Below are 16,687 nucleotides of genomic sequence, written 5' to 3' on the forward strand. Positions count from 1 at the left end.
AGTTTCCCCGTCTGACCGGACGGGGTGACGATGGTGTGGTAAGGGCCAAATGGCCACGCCTGACCCTGAAAGCAGGGGGTAACCGACCGGACGAGAACCGAGGAGCACAGTGTCTGCCGAGAGCACGCCGGAGCCTGCCATACCAGGCGAAACCGGCACCAAGGGTCCGCGTGGCCGCGCCAAGGGCCGCCGACGCAAGCCGCGCGACAAGCGCAAGGGCCTGCTGATCATGGCCTGGACGGCCGCCGGGATCGTGGTCCTGGGCGGCACCGGTGCGGGTTACCTGTACTTCAAGCTCAACGGCAACCTCAAGAGCGTCGACATCGACCAGGCCCTCGGAACCGACCGTCCCGAGAAGGTCGACGACGGCTCGGAGAACATCCTCGTCCTCGGCTCGGACACCCGCTCCGGCAACAACAAGCAGCTCGGCGGCGGCACCGACGACGGCAGCGCCCGCTCGGACACGGCGATGATCCTGCACGTCTACAAGGGCCACAAGAAGGCGAGCGTCGTCTCCATCCCGCGGGACACGCTCATCGACCGGCCCGACTGCACCGACACCGACGGCAAGACGTACCCGGCCGACTCCGACGTGATGTTCAACTCGGCGTACACGACGGGCGGTGCGGCCTGTGCGGTGAAGACGGTGGAGTCCGTCTCCGGTATCCGCATGGACCACTACCTGGAGGTCGACTTCTCCGGCTTCCAGAAGCTGGTCGACAAGCTCGGAGGCGTCGAGGTCACCACCACCAAGGCCATCAACGACCCCGACAGCCACCTCAACCTCGCGGCCGGCACCCACCAGCTCACCGGCAAGCAGGCCCTCGGCCTGGTCCGCACCCGGCACGGCGTCGGTGACGGCTCCGACCTCGGCCGCATCCAGCTCCAGCAGGCCTTCATCAAGGCACTGATCAACCAGGTCAAGGACATCAATCTCTTCGGCAACCCGAAGAAGCTCTACGACCTGGCCAACACCGCCACCAAGACGGTGACCACCGACTCCGACCTGGGCTCGGTCAATTCCCTGATGTCGTTCGCCAACGGCCTCAAGAGCATCGACTCCAAGAACATGACCATGGTCACGATGCCGGTCCGGTACGACCCGGCGGACCCGAACCGCGTGATCGTGGCCGAGTCGCAGGCCAAGCAGGTGTGGACGGCCCTGAAGCACGACAAGCCGATCCCGAAGTCGGCCACGAAGGGCACGGCGAAGGGCGACGCCAACAGTGTGGTGACGCCCTGAGGGGCGCGGGATCGCGGCGGGGTCAGCCGACCCAGTGGGCGCTGTGACGATGCCGGCCCAGCCCCACGGCCGAGAACTCGTCGCCACCGGCCCGTGCCACCGCACCCAGCCGACGAAGAGCCTGTGAGATCGGGCTGCCGGCCACCGGGAAGCCTTGGTCCTCCCCGATGCCCAGCGGCCCCAGCACCAGGGCACCGTCGTCCCACACGGCCGCGCGCTGCTCGCCCACGCCACCGAAGTACTCCGCCTCCACGAAGGCGACCGGCCCGCCGGCCGACCAAGCGGCGAGGCGGCCGTCGAACCCTTCGGGCAGCCCCCAGAACCCGAGGGCGCGGGTGGTGTCGCCGTTCGTGGCGGAGTCGAAGAGGTCGGACGTCATCGGCATCAGCGCCAGGCCCTGCTCAAGGGACGCCCGGGCGGCGGGTACATCCCTCGTGATCGTGCGCAGCAGTTCCTCGCCGGCGATCACTGCCCGCAACTCGTAACCCATCCCCGCACCCCTCGCTCCCGGCCCCCGGGAATAGATCGCACCGCCCCCCGGTTTTGGGGGATGGCCCCAGTCCTGGCAGACTGGTACGTCGGCTCCGGTTCACGCTCCCGTATCCCGCGGCAGCGACCCGGCGCCCTCCCGAAACTAGGAGACACCCTTGAAGCGCGACATCCACCCCGAGTACGTCGAGACGCAGGTCAGCTGCACCTGTGGCGCGTCGTTCACCACCCGCAGCACGATCTCCAGCGGCACCATCCGTGCCGAGGTCTGCTCCGAGTGCCACCCGTTCTACACGGGTAAGCAGAAGATCCTCGACACCGGTGGCCGTGTGGCCCGCTTCGAGGCCCGCTTCGGCAAGGCTTCTGCCGGCTCCAAGAAGTAGCGAGCTCCAATTCGCCGGTCCACGGCCGCGCCCTACTCAGGCGCGCCGGGACCGGCGTTTTTGGTCGCCCGCCCTTCACAGTCGTACCTACACAGGAGCCAATGATGTTCGAGGCCGTCGAGGAGCTCGTCGCAGAGCACGCCGACCTGGAGACGAAGCTCGCCGACCCGTCGGTCCACGCGGACCAGGCGAACGCGCGCAAGCTGAACAAGCGCTACGCCGAGCTCACCCCGATCGTCGCCACGTACCGCTCCTGGAAGCAGACCGGCGACGACATCGAGACGGCGAAGGAATTCGCCGCCGACGACCCCGACTTCGCGGCCGAGGTCAAGGAGCTCGACAAGCAGCGCGAGGAACTGACCGAGAAACTGCGCCTGCTGCTCGTGCCGCGTGACCCGAGTGACGACAAGGACGTCATTCTGGAGATCAAGGCCGGGGCGGGCGGGGACGAGTCCGCGCTGTTCGCGGGCGACCTGCTGCGCATGTACCTCCGGTACGCCGAGCGCGTCGGCTGGAAGACCGAGATCATCGACTCGACCGAGTCCGAGCTGGGCGGCTACAAGGACGTCCAGGTCGCCGTGAAGACCAAGGGCGGGAACGGCGCCACCGAGCCCGGGCAGGGCGTCTGGGCCCGGATGAAGTACGAGGGCGGCGTGCACCGCGTGCAGCGGGTGCCCGCGACCGAGTCGCAGGGCCGTATCCACACCTCGGCGGCCGGTGTGCTCGTGACGCCCGAGGCCGAGGAAGTCGACGTCGAGATCAACCCCAACGACCTCCGCATCGACGTCTACCGGTCCTCCGGACCCGGTGGCCAATCCGTCAACACCACCGACTCCGCCGTGCGCATCACGCACATTCCCACCGGAGTCGTCGCCTCCTGCCAGAACGAGAAGAGCCAGCTGCAGAACAAGGAGCAGGCACTGCGTATCCTGCGCTCCAGGCTGCTCGCGGCGGCGCAGGAGGAAGCGGAGAAGGAAGCAGCCGACGCCCGCCGCAGCCAGGTCCGCACCGTCGACCGCTCCGAGAAGATCCGCACCTACAACTTCCCGGAGAATCGCATCTCGGACCACCGCGTCGGCTTCAAGGCGTACAACCTGGACCAGGTCCTGGACGGCGACCTCGACGCGGTGATCCAGGCCTGCGTCGACGCGGACTCGGCAGCGAAGCTGGCGGCTGCGTAACGACGTAAGGGACGTACGCACGTACGAGTACGACACGGAGGACTTGCGTGCAGCAATTCATTGGGGGGCGACCCTCAAGCCCCCGCAGCGTGCTGCTCGCGGAGGTGGCACAGGCCACCCAGCGGTTGGCCGACGCCGGCGTGCCCTCGCCGCGCACCGACGCGGAGGAGCTCGCCGCGTTCGTGCACGGCGTGAAGCGGGGCGAGCTGCACTCCGTGAAGGACACGGACTTCGACGCCCGCTACTGGGAGGTCATCGCCCGCCGTGAGCAGCGCGAGCCGCTGCAGCACATCACCGGGCGGGCCTACTTCCGCTACCTCGAACTCCAAGTCGGGCCCGGGGTGTTCGTGCCCCGCCCCGAGACCGAGTCGGTGGTCGGGTGGGCCATAGACGCAGTGCGCGCGATGGACGTCGTCGAGCCCTGCATCGTCGACCTGTGCACCGGCTCCGGCGCCATCGCGCTCGCCCTCGCCCAGGAGGTCCCGCGCTCGCGCGTGCACGCCGTGGAGCTGTCCGAGGACGCCCTGCAGTGGACGCGCAAGAACGTCGAGGGGTCCAGGGTCGACCTGCGTCAGGGCAACGCCCTGGACGCCTTCCCCGACCTCGACGGCCAGGTCGACCTGGTCATCTCCAACCCGCCCTACATCCCGCTCACCGAATGGGAGTACGTCGCTCCCGAGGCGCGGGACTACGATCCCGAACTCGCCCTGTTCTCGGGCGAGGACGGCCTGGATCTCATCCGCGGCCTGGAACGCACCGCACACCGTCTCCTGCGTCCCGGCGGTGTCGTCGTCATCGAGCACGCCGACACCCAGGGCGGCCAGGTGCCGTGGATCTTCACCGAGGAGCGGGGCTGGGCCGACGCGGCCGACCACCCCGACCTCAACAACCGCCCGAGGTTCGCGACCGCCCGCAAGGCGCTGCCGTGACCGCCCCCGAGACTCTTTCCCCGCGTTACGTGTACTTCGTGTACGAGGAGGCCCGCTAGATATGGCACGGCGATACGACACCAACGACGCGACCGACCGCACGACCGGTCTGCGCGAAGCCGCGTCCGCCGTCCGCCGTGGCGAGCTCGTGGTCCTCCCGACCGACACGGTGTACGGCATCGGCGCGGACGCGTTCGCCAAGGAGGCCGTCGGCGATCTGCTGGAGGCCAAGGGCCGGGGCCGCAACATGCCCACCCCTGTCCTGATCGGCTCCCCGAACACGCTCCATGGTCTCGTCACGGACTTCTCCGAGCTGGCCTGGGAGCTGGTCGACGCCTTCTGGCCGGGCGCGCTGACGCTGGTCGCCAAGCACCAGCCGTCGCTGCAGTGGGACCTGGGCGACACCCGGGGCACGGTTGCCGTGCGCATGCCACTGCACCCGATCGCCATCGAACTGCTGACGGAGGTCGGCCCGATGGCGGTGTCCTCGGCGAACCTGACGGGCCACCCCGCCCCCGAGGACTGCGACGCGGCCCAGGAGATGCTCGGCGACTCGGTGTCCGTGTACCTGGACGGCGGCCCGACCCCCGGCAACGTCCCGTCGTCGATCGTCGACGTGACGCGCGAAGTGCCCCTCCTCCTGCGTGCGGGCGCGATCTCCGCGGACGAGCTGCGGAAGGTCGTACCCGACCTCGAGGTGGCCAATTGACAGCCCCTGAAGCGGGGCGTGGCATAGGCAACGGGGAAAGCGCGGCGGAGATCACGACGACGTTCGTCGGCCTCCCGCGTGACAGCTTCCGCATCCTCCACGTCAGCACCGGCAATGTGTGCCGCTCGCCGATCACCGAGCGGCTGACCCGTCATTTCGTGGCGCAGCGGCTCGGTGTGCTCGGCGGCGGGCTGATCGTGGAGAGCGCGGGCACCTGGGGCCACGAGGGCGCGCCCATGGAATCCAACGCGGAGACCGTCCTCGCCGACTTCGGCGCGGACGCCTCCGGCTTCGTCGGCCGCGAGCTCCTCGACGAGCACGTCATCCGGGCCGACCTGGTCCTGACGGCCACGCGTGACCACCGCGCCCAGGTCATCTCGATGGGCCATTCGGCGGGCCTGCGCACCTTCACCCTCAAGGAGTTCACCCGCCTGGTGAAGGCCATAGACCCGGCGACCCTCCCTCCGCTGGAGGAAGGCGTGGTCTTCCGCGCTCGTGCCCTGGTCCGTGCGGCGGCTGCTCTACGCGGGTGGCTGCTGGCGCCGACGGCGGAGGCGGATGAGGTGTATGACCCGTACGGGGCACCGTTGACGTTCTTCCGGTCGGTGGGGGACGAGATACACGAGGCGTTGGATCCGGTGGTGACGGCGTTGACGGGGGTTCGTGCGCGCGCGTGACAACACCGGGCGCGGCTGACGTCTCCGGCCTACATTGGACGTACGTCACCGTCGACGCACGCCCGGAGCCCACCATGTCGGTCACCCATACCCTCGAGGCCGATGTCCTGCGCCGACAGGACCCGCAGCTCGCCGACATCCTGCTCGGGGAGCTCGAGCGGCAGTCGACGACGCTTCAGCTCATCGCCGCCGAGAACTACACCTCGCCGGCCGTGCTGGCGGCGCTCGGGTCGCCGCTCGCCAACAAGTACGCGGAGGGGTATCCGGGCGCCCGCTACCACGGCGGGTGCGAGATGGTCGACGTCGCCGAGCGCCTCGCCGTCGAGCGTGCCAAGGCGCTGTTCGGCGCGGAACACGCCAACGTCCAGTCGCACTCGGGGTCTTCGGCCGTCCTCGCCGCCTACGCCGCCCTGCTGCGCCCCGGCGACACCGTCCTCGCCCTCGGACTGCCGTACGGCGGACACCTCACGCACGGCTCGCCCGCCAACTTCTCCGGCCGCTGGTTCGACTTCGTCGGCTACGGGGTGGACGCGGAGACCGGCCTCATCGACTACGACCAGGTGCGCACGCTGGCCCGCAACCACCGGCCCAAGGCCGTCGTGTGCGGGTCCATCGCCTACCCGCGCCACATCGACTACGCCCTCTTCCGTGACATCGCGGACGAGGTGGGTGCGTACCTCATCGCCGACGCCGCCCACCCGATGGGGCTCGTCGCCGGGGGAGCGGCGCCGAACCCGGTGCCGTACGCCGATGTGGTGTGCGCCACCACCCACAAGGTGCTGCGCGGTCCGCGCGGCGGCATGATCCTGTGCGGCTCGGACCTCGCCGAGCGGATCGACCGCGCTGTGTTTCCCTTCACACAGGGCGGCGCGCAGATGCACACCATCGCCGCCAAGGCCGTCGCGTTCGGCGAGGCGGCAACCCCGGCGTTCGCGGTGTACGCCCATCAGGTGGTCGCCAATGCCAGGACGCTGGCCGCCGGGCTGGCCGCGCAAGGGCTGGTCGTCACCACGGGCGGCACCGACACGCACCTCATCACCGCCGACCCGGCGCCCCTCGGCGTCGACGGCCGGGACGCGCGCGGACGGCTCGCGGCGGCCGGGATGGTGCTGGACTGCTGCGCCCTGCCGCACGGCGACGCCCGTGGCCTGCGCCTCGGCACGGCGGCCGTGACCACGCAGGGCATGGGGGAGGCGGAGATGGTGTGGCTCGCCGCACTGCTGGCGAGCGTGCTGCGAGGGGAGACCGAAAGTCACAAGGCGCGTGAAGAAGTGCGGGAGCTGGCCGGTAGATTTCTGCCGTATCCCGGCTGAGACGGGGTAGACGCACCCGCGCACACAGCCACACGTGCAACCATCGTCGCTACCCGGAAGTCCCCACACATATGCGTCGCGTATCTGTACGTCGCTAGGGTGTGGGGCTGAGATGGCCAGCGAGACTTGTGGGGAAGCCCGTGCGTGAATACCTGCTGACGCTCTGCATCACGGCCGCGGTGACGTATCTGCTGACAGGGCCGGTGCGTAAGTTCGCGATCGTGGCCGGAGCGATGCCGGAGATCCGGGCACGCGACGTGCACCGGGAACCCACTCCGCGGCTCGGCGGTATCGCGATGTTCTTCGGCCTGTGCGCGGGCCTGCTGGTCGCGGACCACCTGACCAACCTCAGTACGGTCTTCGAGAAGTCCAACGAACCGCGGGCGCTGCTCTCCGGAGCGGCGCTCATCTGGCTGATCGGCGTCCTGGACGACAAGTTCGAGATCGACGCCCTGATCAAGCTCGGCGGCCAGATGATCGCCGCCGGCGTCATGGTCATGCAGGGTCTGACGATCCTGTGGCTGCCGATCCCGACCGTCGGCAATGTCGCGCTGACCCAGTGGCAGGGCACCCTGCTCACCGTCGCACTCGTGGTCATCACCATCAACGCGGTCAACTTCGTCGACGGCCTCGACGGCCTGGCGGCAGGCATGGTCTGCATCGCGTCGGCCGCGTTCTTCCTCTACGCCTACCGCGTCTGGGTGTCGTACGGCATCGAGGCCGCCGCCCCCGCCACGCTGTTCTCGGCGATCCTGATGGGCATGTGCCTGGGCTTCCTGCCGCACAACATGCACCCGGCGCGCATCTTCATGGGTGACTCCGGCTCGATGCTGATCGGCCTCGTCCTCGCCGCGGGCGCGATCTCCATCACCGGCCAGGTCGACCCGGACGCGTTGAAGCTGTTCGCCGGCTCCGAGAAGGCGGCCGTGCACCAGACGGTGCCGGTCTACATCCCTCTCCTGCTGCCCCTGACGATCATCGCGATCCCGGCCGCCGACCTGGTGCTGGCGATCGTCCGCCGCACCTGGCGCGGCCAGTCGCCGTTCGCCGCGGACCGGGGCCACCTGCACCACCGCCTGCTGGAGATCGGTCACTCGCACAGCCGCGCGGTGATGATCATGTACTTCTGGTCCGCCCTGATCGCCTTCGGCGCGCTCGCCTACTCGGTGAACTCGGCGTCCATGTGGATCGTGCTGAGCGTGGTGTTCCTGAGCGCCATCGGCCTGGGCCTGCTGCTGCTCCCCCGCTTCACACCGCGCGCCCCGCGCTGGGCCGAGGCCTTCGTGCCGCCGCGCTACCGCCGCGGCAGCACCGTCGCGGAGCCGGGGGCCACCACACCGCAGTCCGGCGGCGCGGGGGAGCCGGCCGGGTCCGAGCAGGAGCCGCGCACTCCGGTCGCCGCCGGCGTCTCGCGCGTCAACGGGGCGACCGCGATCGGCGCCCGTTCGCGGCCCCTGGACCGGCGGAAGGCCGGAACGTCGCCCTGACGGTCCGACCGCTCAGGGCAAGGGCGGCGGGGCAAGGTAAGAATCTGACTAGAGCATTGCCAAGTCATGGGGGAGCGAAGCGCCCCAATACCAGACAAGTCGGCCAGGGTCCCGCACAGACGCGCACCGTCACTCTCATGTGTGACACTGAGCACGCCTCCAGGTAAAGACCTCATCAAATAGTTTGTGATACGGTTCACGAGAACCCCCGGATAGAGCCGAAGGGCCGTAGTGCGACGGTCCATTGGTGTGAGGTTCTCTCTCAGCCCGGGACTACGCTCGTCCATGACGACACCCTGCCCCCACCGTGAAAGCGGAGTTGCCGCCATGCCGTCCAATGACGCCCGGATCCTGCTCCAGGCCGCCGTACCCACAGCCGCCGCCGGTGCTGTTGCCACCGTCGTCAGTGGGGTGGTTGCCGGTGGCAAGGGGGCGATCGGAGCGGTTGTCGCGACACTTGTCGTGATCCTGTTCATGGGGCTCGGTCTCTACGTTCTCCAGCGCACTGCCAAATCGCTTCCGCATCTGTTCCAGGCAATGGGCCTGATGCTGTACGCGGCGCAGATCCTGCTGCTGTTCATCTTCATGGCCGCGTTCAAGAACACCACGCTCTTCAATCCCCGGGCCTTCGCGTTCACGCTGCTCGCGACCACGCTCGTGTGGATCGCCATGCAGACGCGTGCCCACATGAAGGCCAAGATCCTCTACGTCGAACCCGATTCGGGCGTCTCCTCGAAGGGTGACAAGCCCGAAAAGACGGGGCACTCGTCGTGAGGGGTAGGGCCGGGATAAAGCCGCTTGAGAAGTCCTGCTATCGTCCGGTGCCAACTGCGGCATCGCGGGCGCGGGCATCTGAGCTGACGCCTGCTCAATCGCGAGGCGAGATGCCCCACAGCCGCCCCCACATCCGTAACACCAGTCCCGTGCCGAACCGCGGCTGCGCGCCGCGCCGACACAACGAGGTTGCCGTACCTATGCGCCACGCTGAAGGAGCCCGCGGTGAGTGCTGACCCGACGCAGGTGCTCGCCTTCGACACCAACTGCCACCTCTTCGACGGGTGTGGCTTCGCCGATGTGTCCCCGGGCCTGCACTCGTTCATGTTCCAGCCCCTGTGGGGTGACGGCGCCAGCAACGTGTACTTCAACAAGACGATGCTGCTGGCGCTGCTCGGCTCGATCATCATCGTGGGCTTCTTCTGGGCCGCCTTCCGCAGGCCGCAGGTGGTCCCGGGCAAGCTCCAGATGGTCGCCGAGGCGGGCTACGACTTCATCCGGCGCGGTGTCGTCTACGAGACCATCGGCAAGAAGGAAGGCGAGAAGTACGTACCGCTCGTCGTCTCGCTCTTCTTCTTCGTCTGGATGCTGAACCTCTGGTCGATCATCCCGATCGCCCAGTTCCCGGTCACCTCGATCATCTCGTATCCGCTGGTCCTGGCCCTGATCGTCTACATCCTGTGGGTGTCCCTGACGTTCAAGCGACACGGCTTCGTCGGCTTCTGGAAGAACGTCACGGGCTACGACAAGTCGCTCGGTGCGGTGCTTCCGCTGGCCATGCTGATCGAGCTCTTCTCGAACCTGCTGATCCGGCCGTTCACCCACGCCGTGCGACTCTTCGCGAACATGTTCGCCGGTCACACCCTGCTGCTGCTCTTCACGATCGCCAGCTGGTACATGCTGAACGGCTTCGGTATCGCCTACGCGGGTGTCTCGTTCGTGATGGTCATCGTGATGACGGCCTTCGAGCTGTTCATCCAGGCCCTGCAGGCGTACGTGTTCGTCCTGCTGACGTGCACCTACATCCAGGGCGCTCTCGCCGAGCACCACTGAGCCACCGCCCTCCCACCTCCACAGATCGTCCGGTGGCCAACCCCCATCGGTCCGTAAAGAAAAGGAAGAACTGGCATGTCCCAGACCCTTGCTGCTGTCGAAGGCTCCCTCGGCTCCATCGGTTACGGCCTCGCCGCGATCGGCCCCGGCGTCGGCGTCGGCATCATCTTCGGTAACGGCACCCAGGCCCTGGCCCGTCAGCCCGAGGCTGCCGGCCTGATCCGTGCCAACCAGATCCTCGGCTTCGCCTTCTGTGAGGCGCTCGCCCTGATCGGTCTGGTCATGCCGTTCGTCTACGGCTACTGATCAGCGAATACAGTCCAGCCGACTAGACGAAAGGCACTCACATGAGCCAGCTGCTCATCGCGGCGAGCGAGGGGGAGAACCCTCTCATCCCGCCGATCCCTGAGCTTGTCATCGGCCTCCTCGCCTTCGTCATCGTCTTCGGCTTCCTCGCCAAGAAGCTCCTCCCGAACATCAACAAGGTTCTGGAAGAGCGCCGCGAGGCCATCGAGGGCGGTATCGAGAAGGCCGAGGCCGCCCAGACCGAGGCCCAGAGCGTTCTGGAGCAGTACAAGGCCCAGCTCGCCGAGGCCCGGCACGAGGCCGCGCGTCTGCGTCAGGAGGCGCAGGAGCAGGGCGCCACGCTCATCGCCGAGATGCGCGCGGAAGGCCAGCGGCAGCGTGAGGAGATCGTCGCCGCCGGTCACGCCCAGATCGAGGCCGACCGCAAGGCTGCGTCCTCCGCGCTGCGCCAGGACGTCGGCAAGCTCGCCACCGAACTGGCCGGCAAGCTCGTCGGCGAGTCCCTCGAGGACCACGCCCGGCAGAGCCGTGTCATCGACCGCTTCCTCGAGGACCTCGAGGAGAAGGCCGAGGCCGCGCGATGAACGGAGCGAGCCGCGAGGCCCTGGCAGCCGCACGTGAGCGTCTCGACGCGCTGACGGACAACACGTCCGTCGACGCGGCCAAGCTCGCCGACGAACTGGCCGCCGTCACCGCGCTGCTCGACCGCGAGGTGTCGCTGCGTCGGGTCCTCACCGACCCGGCGCAGGCCGGCGAGGCCAAGGCCGAGCTGGCTCAGCGCCTGCTCGGCGGCCAGGTCGGCGGCGAGACCGCTGACCTGCTGGCCGGCATGGTGCGTTCCCGCTGGTCGCAGTCCCGCGACCTGGTGGACGCGCTGGAGGAGCTGGCGAACACCGCCGACCTCACCGCCGCGCAGCGCACGGGCAGGCTCGACGACGTCGAGGACGAGCTGTTCCGGTTCGGCCGGATCGTCTTCTCGAGCACCGAGCTGCGCGCCGCGCTGACCAACCGCGCCGCAACGGCGTCGGCCAAGAGCGAGCTGCTGCGCAGCCTGCTCGGCGGCCGGGCCAAGGCGACCACCGAGCGTCTGGTGACGCGTCTTGTGACCGCGCCGCGTGGACGTAGCCTGGAGTCGGGACTGGAGTCCCTGTCCAAGCTCGCCGCCGAGCGCCGGGACCGCATGGTGGCCATCGTCACCTCGGCGGTGCCGCTGAGCGACCCGCAGAAGCAGCGCCTGGGCGCCGCCCTCGCGAAGCTCTACGGCCGCCAGATGCACCTCAACCTGGACGTGGACCCCGAGGTCGTCGGCGGAATCCGGGTGCGGGTCGGTGACGAGGTCATCAACGGCTCCCTCGCGGACCGCATCGAGGACGCCGGCCGCCGACTGGCGAGCTAGCAGCAACTTCATAGCAAGAGCAGTACGTACTTACGACGGCCCATGTTGGGCCGTGCAGAGGATTCACCTCTTTTATGGGGGGAGTCCCCATCCCCCCAAAGTGAAACTTCGGGCCCAACAAGGAGAGCAGGGAACCCAGATGGCGGAGCTCACGATCCGGCCGGAGGAGATCCGGGACGCGCTGGAGAACTTCGTCCAGTCGTACAAGCCGGACGCGGCCTCGCGCGAGGAGGTCGGTACGGTCACCCTTGCCGGCGACGGCATCGCGAAGGTCGAGGGCCTGCCCTCGGCCATGGCCAACGAACTGCTGAAGTTCGAGGACGGCACCCTCGGACTCGCGCTCAACCTGGAAGAGCGCGAGATCGGCGCTGTCGTCCTCGGTGAGTTCAGCGGCATCGAGGAGGGTCAGCCGGTCTCCCGTACCGGTGAGGTCCTCTCCGTGGCGGTCGGCGAGGGCTACCTCGGCCGCGTCGTCGACCCGCTCGGCAACCCGATCGACGGCCTCGGCGAGATCGAGACGTCCGGCCGCCGCGCCCTCGAGCTGCAGGCTCCGGGCGTCATGGCCCGTAAGTCGGTGCACGAGCCGATGGAGACCGGCTACAAGGCCGTCGACGCGATGACCCCGATCGGCCGTGGTCAGCGTCAGCTGATCATCGGTGACCGCCAGACCGGCAAGACCGCCCTGGCTGTCGACACGATCATCAACCAGCGCGACAACTGGCGCTCGGGCGACGTGAACAAGCAGGTCCGCTGCATCTACGTCGCCATCGGCCAGAAGGGCTCGACCATCGCGTCGGTCCGCCGCGCGCTGGAGGAGAACGGCGCGCTCGAGTACACGACCATCGTCGCCGCTCCGGCGTCCGACCCGGCGGGCTTCAAGTACCTGGCCCCCTACACCGGTTCGGCCATCGGCCAGCAGTGGATGTACGAGGGCAAGCACGTCCTCATCATCTTCGACGACCTCTCGAAGCAGGCCGACGCCTACCGCGCCGTGTCCCTGCTGCTGCGCCGCCCGCCGGGCCGTGAGGCCTACCCGGGTGACGTCTTCTACCTGCACTCCCGTCTGCTGGAGCGCTGCGCGAAGCTCTCCGACGACATGGGCGCCGGTTCGATGACGGGTCTGCCGATCGTCGAGACCAAGGCCAACGACGTCTCGGCGTTCATCCCGACCAACGTCATCTCCATCACCGACGGCCAGTGCTTCCTGGAGTCGGACCTGTTCAACGCCGGTCAGCGCCCCGCGCTGAACGTCGGTATCTCCGTCTCCCGAGTCGGTGGTTCCGCGCAGCACAAGGCGATGAAGCAGGTCTCCGGTCGTCTGCGTCTGGACCTGGCCCAGTACCGCGAGCTGGAGGCGTTCGCCGCCTTCGGTTCCGACCTGGACGCCGCGTCGAAGGCGCAGCTGGAGCGTGGTTCGCGTCTGGTCGAGCTGCTCAAGCAGGCTCAGTACCAGCCGATGGCCACCGAGGACCAGGTCGTCTCGGTCTGGGGTGCCACCACCGGCAAGATGGACGACGTTCCGGTCAACGACATCCGCCGCTTCGAGAAGGAGCTCTTGGAGTACCTGCACCGCAAGGAGCAGGGCCTCATGACCTCCATCAAGGAGGGCGGCAAGATGTCGGACGACACCCTCACCGCTGTTGCCGACGCGATCGCCGACTTCAAGAAGCAGTTCGAGACCTCGGACGGCAAGCTTCTCGGCGAGGACGCCCCGGCCTCCGGCAAGTGACGTAAGGAAGGGACCTGACTCATGGGAGCCCAGCTCCGGGTCTACAAGCGTCGCATCCGATCCGTCACCGCGACCAAGAAGATCACCAAGGCGATGGAGATGATCGCCGCCTCGCGCGTCGTCAAGGCGCAGCGCAAGGTGGCGGCCTCCACGCCGTACGCGACCGAGCTCACCCGCGCGGTCACGGCGGTCGGTACCGGCTCGAACACCAAGCACCCGCTGACCACGCAGGCCGAGACGGTCACGCGGTCCGCGGTGCTGCTCCTGACGAGCGACCGGGGTCTCGCCGGCGCCTTCAACTCGAACGCCATCAAGATCGCGGAGCAGCTGACCGCGCGTCTGGAGCGCGAGGGCCAGGAGGTCGAGATCTACATCGTCGGCCGCCGTGGTGTCGCCCACTACAACTTCCGTGAGCGCAAGATCGCGGAGTCGTGGAGCGGGTTCACGGACGAGCCGTCGTACGCGGACGCCAAGAAGGTCGCGGCGCCGCTGATCGAGGCGATCGAGAAGGACACGGCCGAGGGTGGCGTGGACGAACTCCACATCGTCTTCACCGAGTTCGTCTCGATGATGACGCAGACGGCCCTCGACGACCGTCTGCTGCCGCTCAGCCTCGAAGAGGTGGCCAAGGAGTCCGCGCCCTCGGGCGAGATCCGCCCGCTGTTCGACTTCGAGCCCTCGGCGGAGGACGTCCTCGACGCCCTGCTGCCGCGCTACGTGGAGAGCCGTATCTACAACGCGCTGCTCCAGTCGGCCGCCTCCAAGCACGCCGCCACGCGGCGCGCGATGAAGTCGGCCACCGACAACGCGGGAGAGCTCATCGAGACGCTCTCGCGGCTTGCCAACGCGGCCCGCCAGGCCGAAATCACCCAGGAAATCAGCGAGATCGTCGGTGGCTCCGCAGCCCTGGCCGACGCGACCGCGGGGAGTGACAGGTAATGACGACGACAGTTGAGACGGCCGTTGCCACGGGCCGCGTCGCCCGGGTCATCGGCCCGGTCGTCGACGTGGAATTCCCCGTCGACGCCATGCCGGAGATCTACAACGCCCTTCACGTCGAGGTGGCCGACCCGGCCAAGGACGGCGAGAAGAAGACGCTGACCCTGGAGGTCGCCCAGCACCTGGGTGACGGCCTGGTCCGCACGATCTCGATGCAGCCCACCGACGGTCTGGTCCGCCAGGCCCCGGTCACCGACACCGGTGCCTCCATCACGGTGCCCGTCGGCGACTTCACCAAGGGCAAGGTGTTCAACACCCTCGGTGAGGTGCTGAACGTCGACGAGACCTACGACGGCGAGCGCTGGGGCATCCACCGCAAGGCGCCGAACTTCGACGAGCTCGAGTCGAAGACCGAGATGTTCGAGACCGGCGTCAAGGTCATCGACCTTCTCACCCCGTACGTCAAGGGTGGAAAGATCGGTCTGTTCGGTGGTGCCGGTGTCGGCAAGACGGTGCTCATCCAGGAGATGATCTACCGCGTCGCCAACAACCACGACGGTGTCTCCGTGTTCGCCGGTGTCGGTGAGCGCACCCGTGAGGGCAACGACCTCATCGAGGAGATGGCCGAGTCGGGCGTCATCGACAAGACCGCCCTGGTCTTCGGTCAGATGGACGAGCCCCCGGGCACCCGTCTGCGCGTCGCGCTGGCCGGCCTCACCATGGCCGAGTACTTCCGTGACGTCCAGAAGCAGGACGTGCTGTTCTTCATCGACAACATCTTCCGCTTCACGCAGGCCGGTTCCGAGGTCTCGACCCTGCTCGGCCGGATGCCCTCCGCGGTGGGTTACCAGCCGAACCTGGCCGACGAGATGGGTCTCCTCCAGGAGCGCATCACCTCGACCCGTGGTCACTCGATCACCTCGATGCAGGCGATCTACGTCCCCGCGGACGACCTGACCGACCCGGCCCCGGCCACCACGTTCGCCCACCTCGACGCGACGACGGTGCTGTCCCGTCCGATCTCCGAGAAGGGCATCTACCCGGCCGTGGACCCGCTGGACTCCACGTCCCGGATCCTGGACCCGCGCTACATCGCGGCGGACCACTACAACACCGCCATGCGCGTCAAGGGGATCCTGCAGAAGTACAAGGACCTCCAGGACATCATCGCCATCCTCGGCATCGACGAGCTCGGCGAGGAGGACAAGCTGGTCGTCCAGCGTGCCCGCCGTGTCGAGCGCTTCCTGTCCCAGAACACTCACGTCGCCAAGCAGTTCACCGGCGTGGACGGCTCGGACGTGCCGCTGGACGAGTCGATCACCGCGTTCAACGCGATCATCGACGGTGACTTCGACCACTTCCCGGAGCAGGCATTCTTCCTCTGCGGTGGTATCGAGGACCTGAAGAAGAACGCGAAGGAGCTGGGCGTCTCCTGACGTACCGGTGCTTGTGAGCCTTGTGCTCTTTGGTGAGGGGGCGGGGCACGTCCCGCCCCCTCTTCCATGCCTATTAGACTTGTAACCAACACCCGGCAGAACCCGCCGGGTGGTGACCCGAGGAGCCACCTTGGCTGCTGAGCTGCACGTCGCGCTGGTCGCCGCCGACCGTGAGGTCTGGTCGGGCCAGGCCACCCTGGTCGTCGCGCGTACCACGTCCGGCGACATCGGCGTCATGCCCGGTCACCAGCCGCTGCTCGGTGTGCTGGAGTCGGGCCCGGTGACCATCCGTACGAGTGAAGGTGGAACCGTCATCGCCGCGGTGCACGGCGGTTTCGTCTCCTTCGCTGACGACAAGCTGTCGCTGCTGGCCGAGATCGCCGAGCTGTCGGACGAGATCGATGTCCAGCGCGCGGAGCGGGCGCTGGAGCGCGCGCAGTCCGACGACGACGCCTCCGCCGAGCGCCGCGCGGAGGTCCGTCTGCGGGCGGCGACGGCGCGCTGACCCCTGGAGATACCTCCCGGGCCCTTTAGGCTCTGGAGGGAGCGCACGCGATGACGTCACTCAGCCGCGGCTGGGACCGGAGCAATCCGGTGCCGGTCGCGGCTGAGGCAGATATGGAAGTTTTTTCCGTTCCGTTAC

At 68.1% G+C, this 16,687-nt stretch carries 18 protein-coding genes; 17 read left to right on the forward strand and 1 reads right to left on the reverse strand.

The genetic code is table 11. The features are described from left to right. Window positions 1-109: 109 nt before the first annotated feature. Window positions 110-1,243: an LCP family protein gene (locus AB5J55_RS28800; protein ID WP_369273412.1), complete on the forward strand. Its 1,134-nt coding sequence runs from the start codon at window positions 110-112 to the stop codon at window positions 1,241-1,243. Between the two features lie 22 nt (window positions 1,244-1,265). On the opposite strand, the gene AB5J55_RS28805 is transcribed toward AB5J55_RS28800, so the two are convergent. Further along, complete coding sequence (locus AB5J55_RS28805; protein WP_369273413.1) at window positions 1,266-1,733, reverse strand: hypothetical protein; 468 nt, start codon at window positions 1,731-1,733, stop codon at window positions 1,266-1,268. Window positions 1,734-1,890: 157 nt separating this feature from the next. Here AB5J55_RS28805 and rpmE point away from each other — a divergent pair, with 157 nt between their 5' ends. The 16 genes from rpmE to AB5J55_RS28885 all read left to right on the forward strand — a co-directional run bounded on the left by rpmE (window position 1,891) and on the right by AB5J55_RS28885 (window position 16,549). Further along, window positions 1,891-2,115, forward strand: a complete 225-nt coding sequence (gene rpmE, locus AB5J55_RS28810) for a 50S ribosomal protein L31 (RefSeq protein WP_093906598.1) — start codon at window positions 1,891-1,893, stop codon at window positions 2,113-2,115. A 104-nt stretch (window positions 2,116-2,219) separates the two neighbouring features. Beyond that, entirely contained in the window at window positions 2,220-3,296 is a 1,077-nt protein-coding gene (gene prfA / locus AB5J55_RS28815; protein WP_369276329.1) for a peptide chain release factor 1, read from the forward strand. Between the two features lie 89 nt (window positions 3,297-3,385). Further along, on the forward strand, window positions 3,386-4,225 hold the full coding sequence (gene prmC / locus AB5J55_RS28820; protein ID WP_369276330.1) for a peptide chain release factor N(5)-glutamine methyltransferase: 840 nt from the start codon (window positions 3,386-3,388) through the stop codon (window positions 4,223-4,225). A gap of 61 nt (window positions 4,226-4,286) precedes the next feature. Next, window positions 4,287-4,934 (forward strand): L-threonylcarbamoyladenylate synthase, encoded by a 648-nt coding sequence (locus AB5J55_RS28825; protein WP_031485833.1) that lies wholly within the window; start codon window positions 4,287-4,289, stop codon window positions 4,932-4,934. Continuing rightward, the gene (locus AB5J55_RS28830) at window positions 4,931-5,611 is read left to right on the forward strand and encodes a protein-tyrosine-phosphatase (protein WP_328879302.1); all 681 of its coding nucleotides are present in this window, start codon (window positions 4,931-4,933) and stop codon (window positions 5,609-5,611) included. Before AB5J55_RS28825 ends, AB5J55_RS28830 begins: the two co-directional genes overlap by 4 nt. 74 nt (window positions 5,612-5,685) lie before the next feature. Next, a complete protein-coding gene (gene glyA, locus AB5J55_RS28835; protein WP_369273414.1) occupies window positions 5,686-6,924 on the forward strand; it encodes a serine hydroxymethyltransferase in 1,239 nt (412 codons plus the stop codon). A 140-nt stretch (window positions 6,925-7,064) separates the two neighbouring features. After that, the gene (locus tag AB5J55_RS28840; protein ID WP_369273415.1) at window positions 7,065-8,411 is read left to right on the forward strand and encodes an MraY family glycosyltransferase; all 1,347 of its coding nucleotides are present in this window, start codon (window positions 7,065-7,067) and stop codon (window positions 8,409-8,411) included. 327 nt (window positions 8,412-8,738) lie between these two features. After that, entirely contained in the window at window positions 8,739-9,185 is a 447-nt protein-coding gene (locus tag AB5J55_RS28845) for a hypothetical protein (protein ID WP_369273416.1), read from the forward strand. 225 nt (window positions 9,186-9,410) lie between these two features. After that, entirely contained in the window at window positions 9,411-10,238 is an 828-nt protein-coding gene (gene atpB, locus AB5J55_RS28850) for a F0F1 ATP synthase subunit A (protein WP_369273417.1), read from the forward strand. 75 nt (window positions 10,239-10,313) lie between these two features. After that, window positions 10,314-10,544: an ATP synthase F0 subunit C gene (gene atpE / locus AB5J55_RS28855; protein ID WP_009321656.1), complete on the forward strand. Its 231-nt coding sequence runs from the start codon at window positions 10,314-10,316 to the stop codon at window positions 10,542-10,544. A gap of 41 nt (window positions 10,545-10,585) precedes the next feature. Beyond that, window positions 10,586-11,128 (forward strand): F0F1 ATP synthase subunit B, encoded by a 543-nt coding sequence (locus tag AB5J55_RS28860; RefSeq protein WP_369273418.1) that lies wholly within the window; start codon window positions 10,586-10,588, stop codon window positions 11,126-11,128. Continuing rightward, entirely contained in the window at window positions 11,125-11,940 is an 816-nt protein-coding gene (locus AB5J55_RS28865) for a F0F1 ATP synthase subunit delta (RefSeq protein WP_369273419.1), read from the forward strand. Before AB5J55_RS28860 ends, AB5J55_RS28865 begins: the two co-directional genes overlap by 4 nt. A gap of 139 nt (window positions 11,941-12,079) precedes the next feature. Beyond that, window positions 12,080-13,669 (forward strand): F0F1 ATP synthase subunit alpha, encoded by a 1,590-nt coding sequence (gene atpA, locus AB5J55_RS28870; RefSeq protein WP_369273420.1) that lies wholly within the window; start codon window positions 12,080-12,082, stop codon window positions 13,667-13,669. A 21-nt stretch (window positions 13,670-13,690) separates the two neighbouring features. After that, window positions 13,691-14,608 carry a F0F1 ATP synthase subunit gamma gene (locus AB5J55_RS28875; protein WP_369273421.1) on the forward strand — a complete coding sequence of 306 codons (918 nt, stop codon included), beginning with the start codon at window positions 13,691-13,693 and terminating at the stop codon, window positions 14,606-14,608. Then, window positions 14,608-16,044 (forward strand): F0F1 ATP synthase subunit beta, encoded by a 1,437-nt coding sequence (gene atpD / locus AB5J55_RS28880; protein ID WP_369273422.1) that lies wholly within the window; start codon window positions 14,608-14,610, stop codon window positions 16,042-16,044. The genes AB5J55_RS28875 and atpD overlap by 1 nt, the downstream gene beginning before the upstream one ends. Window positions 16,045-16,174: 130 nt before the next feature. Further along, window positions 16,175-16,549, forward strand: coding sequence for a F0F1 ATP synthase subunit epsilon (locus AB5J55_RS28885; protein WP_328423388.1), 375 nt, complete (start codon window positions 16,175-16,177; stop codon window positions 16,547-16,549). Window positions 16,550-16,687 lie beyond the last annotated feature (138 nt).

Source organism: Streptomyces sp. R11 (genome assembly GCF_041051905.1).
Taxonomy (GTDB): domain Bacteria; phylum Actinomycetota; class Actinomycetes; order Streptomycetales; family Streptomycetaceae; genus Streptomyces.

Excerpts from the sequence above, each read along its gene's own strand:
- atpA (WP_369273420.1), top strand. The coding sequence starts at position 12,080 with ATGGCGGAGCTCACGATCCGGCCGGAGGAGATCCGGGACGCGCTGGAG.
- AB5J55_RS28845 (WP_369273416.1), top strand. The coding sequence starts at position 8,739 with ATGCCGTCCAATGACGCCCGGATCCTGCTCCAGGCCGCCGTACCCACA.
- atpE (WP_009321656.1), top strand. The coding sequence starts at position 10,314 with ATGTCCCAGACCCTTGCTGCTGTCGAAGGCTCCCTCGGCTCCATCGGT.
- AB5J55_RS28825 (WP_031485833.1), top strand. The coding sequence starts at position 4,287 with ATGGCACGGCGATACGACACCAACGACGCGACCGACCGCACGACCGGT.
- glyA (WP_369273414.1), top strand. The coding sequence starts at position 5,686 with ATGTCGGTCACCCATACCCTCGAGGCCGATGTCCTGCGCCGACAGGAC.
- AB5J55_RS28860 (WP_369273418.1), top strand. The coding sequence starts at position 10,586 with ATGAGCCAGCTGCTCATCGCGGCGAGCGAGGGGGAGAACCCTCTCATC.
- AB5J55_RS28875 (WP_369273421.1), top strand. The coding sequence starts at position 13,691 with ATGGGAGCCCAGCTCCGGGTCTACAAGCGTCGCATCCGATCCGTCACC.
- AB5J55_RS28805 (WP_369273413.1), bottom strand. The coding sequence starts at position 1,733 with ATGGGTTACGAGTTGCGGGCAGTGATCGCCGGCGAGGAACTGCTGCGC.
- atpD (WP_369273422.1), top strand. The coding sequence starts at position 14,608 with ATGACGACGACAGTTGAGACGGCCGTTGCCACGGGCCGCGTCGCCCGG.
- AB5J55_RS28865 (WP_369273419.1), top strand. The coding sequence starts at position 11,125 with ATGAACGGAGCGAGCCGCGAGGCCCTGGCAGCCGCACGTGAGCGTCTC.
- prfA (WP_369276329.1), top strand. The coding sequence starts at position 2,220 with ATGTTCGAGGCCGTCGAGGAGCTCGTCGCAGAGCACGCCGACCTGGAG.